2 protein-coding genes are annotated in these 2266 nt (G+C 68.1%); both read right to left on the bottom strand.

Features of this window, described 5'->3' with window-relative positions; all coding sequences use genetic code 11:
- Positions 1-59: 59 nt before the first annotated feature.
- Positions 60-1151 carry an LLM class flavin-dependent oxidoreductase gene (locus NBZ85_RS30460; RefSeq protein ID WP_261556180.1) on the bottom strand — a complete coding sequence of 364 codons (1092 nt, stop codon included), beginning with the start codon at positions 1149-1151 and terminating at the stop codon, positions 60-62.
- Positions 1151-1948: a thioesterase II family protein gene (locus NBZ85_RS30455; protein ID WP_261556179.1), complete on the bottom strand. Its 798-nt coding sequence runs from the start codon at positions 1946-1948 to the stop codon at positions 1151-1153. Before NBZ85_RS30455 ends, NBZ85_RS30460 begins: the two co-directional genes overlap by 1 nt.
- Positions 1949-2266: the final 318 nt, after the last annotated feature.

The raw sequence follows: 2266 nt of genomic DNA, 5'->3' as shown, positions 1-2266 counted from the left end.
GGGCGTGGGTGACGGTCGAACGGATCGTGGCGAGGTTCCCGGGTGCGTTGCTGGAGTTGCTAGATCGTGACCTCCTCGCGGGCCTCGCGACGGGCGAGCTCCTTGCGCACGAGCGGGATGATGTAGCGGCCTGTGTCGATGGCATCGCCGATGTTGCCGAGGGTCGGCAGCGAGATCACGTCCGCACCGAGCTCGGCGTACCTGACGAGCGCCTCCGCGATGGTCTCGGGCGAGCCGACCAGGAACGACGAGGCACCGCCGGCCCCGGCGATCGCTCGCGGAGTCCAGAGCACACCACCGTCGTGTGTCTCGCCCTCCTGCGCGATGTCGCGCAGACGCTGCGAGCCCACGTTCGGCAGGTTGACCTTCAGTACCTCGCCGTAGTGAGCATTGGCCCGCTCGACGATCTTGCGGGCCTTGCGTTGCGCCAGTTCGTCGGTCTCGGCGACTATCGGCCGGAAGGTGACCCAGAAGCGGATTGTGCCGGTCCTGCCGACCTTCCGCGCCTCCTCGTGGACCCGGTCGATCTGCTGCTTGGTCTGCTCCAGCGGCTCGCCCCACAGCGCGAAGATGTCCGCCTGGGCGCCGCCCGCCGCATAGGCGTAGTCCGACGATCCGCCGAGGGAGACCGTCATCGGCTCACCAGAATAAGTCTGGTAACCGGGCCCGAAGTTGTCGAAGTCGTAGAATTCGCCGTGGTGTGAGAACGGTTCGGTCTTCGTCCACACATCCCGCAGGATCTGCACGAACTCGGCGGAGCGCCGGTAGCGGGCATCTTTCTCGAGGTAGTCGCCCTGCCGCTGCTGCTCCTCGTTGCTCGAACCGGAGATGATGTGGACCGCCGTGCGCCCCTTGCCCAGCTGGTCGAGTGTGGACAGCGCCTGGGCGGCAACCGTCGGGAACGACGTGTTCGGCCGCACGGCGACCATCGGCTTCAGACGCTCGGTGTAGGTGAGGATTTCAGCCGCGCGGACGTACTGGTCAGGACCCGCCGAGTGGTAGGCCACCAACGTGTAGTCGAACCCGAAGTCCTCCAGCGTGCGCACGTATCGACGGACGTACTCCGGGTCGAGCTTGCCGCGCCAAAAGTCAGCCGCAATGCCCTCGCCCGGCTCACGCCAGTTAGCGGCGTTGACGAATTCTACCGGCATTATTGTCCTCCTGCTTCGTGGTCGGATACCGTCGGGTGGGTGCCGCGCGCGGCGGCGAGCCCCGCCGACACCGCGTCGACGACGGCGCCCTGCTGGTCGGACAGGTAGAAGTGGCCACCGGGGAACACCTTCAGCTCGAACGACCCGGTGGTGTGTTCGCGCCAGAGCTCGACCTCGGGAAGCGTCGCCTTGGGATCGGAATCCCCCACCATCGCGACGACCGCAGTACTGATCGCCGCGTCGCGCGGCGCGGAATACGTTTCGATCGCCTGATAGTCGGCGCGGGTCGGTGGCAGCACCATCTCGACGAGTTCGGGATCGGCGAGCACCCGCGGATCGGTCCCGCCGAGCTCGCGCATCTCCCGGAGAAAGCCCGCGTCGTCGCGGCGGTGGACGGTCTCGAGCCGTTCGGCCGACGGCGCCCGCCGCCCGGAGGCGAACAGCACGAACGGTGCCGGCCCCCCGGCCGCGGCGAGCCGGCGGATGACCTCGAAGCCGACGATCGCCCCCATGCTGTGCCCGAAGAAGGCCAACGGCCGGTCGGTGAGCGGGGTGAGGACCTCGGCGATCCGGTCGGCCAGCGGCGCGATGGCGGTGTGCGCCGGCTCCGCCCGCCGGTCCTGCCGTCCCGGATACTGCACCGCCTGGACCTCGGCGACCGACGACAACGCCTTCGAGATCAGCAGATAGGTGCTCGCCGCCCCGCCCGCGTGCGGGAAACACACCAGCCGCGGGGCGTCGGGCGGGCCCGGATGAAACCGCCGCAGCCACCGGTCGACCTCAGCGGACACGGTCATCACCGCACTCCGTTCTCCCGCGCTGCATAACAGACCTACCACTCATCTGTTTCACCCCGGCCAACGGAGCCGTCATGCTTTCACCGTATACTGCGCGCGTCCGCGGTGGACGCGGCTGAGTATTTGGGCACATTTCTCAATTGCCGGGTCGCGCCCCCCTTCGCCACCCCCGTCCGGCGACCAAAATCTCCCGACGGAGAAGGCAACACCGGCCACCGAGCTCCCCCCAGCCGTCGCGCCGGCAATTGCTGGAGGTTGATGACCGCTGCGGGCCGGCAAACCGCGAATAGCCTCCTGCATCTGCTGACTGCTGACCGC

The organism is Frankia tisae (genome assembly GCF_025403405.1).
Classification (GTDB): Bacteria; Actinomycetota; Actinomycetes; order Frankiales; family Frankiaceae; genus Frankia; species Frankia tisai.
This window is presented reverse-complemented; position numbering and strand designations above follow the sequence as displayed.

Excerpts from the sequence above, each read along its gene's own strand:
- NBZ85_RS30460 (WP_261556180.1), bottom strand. The coding sequence starts at position 1,151 with ATGCCGGTAGAATTCGTCAACGCCGCTAACTGGCGTGAGCCGGGCGAG.
- NBZ85_RS30455 (WP_261556179.1), bottom strand. The coding sequence starts at position 1,948 with ATGACCGTGTCCGCTGAGGTCGACCGGTGGCTGCGGCGGTTTCATCCG.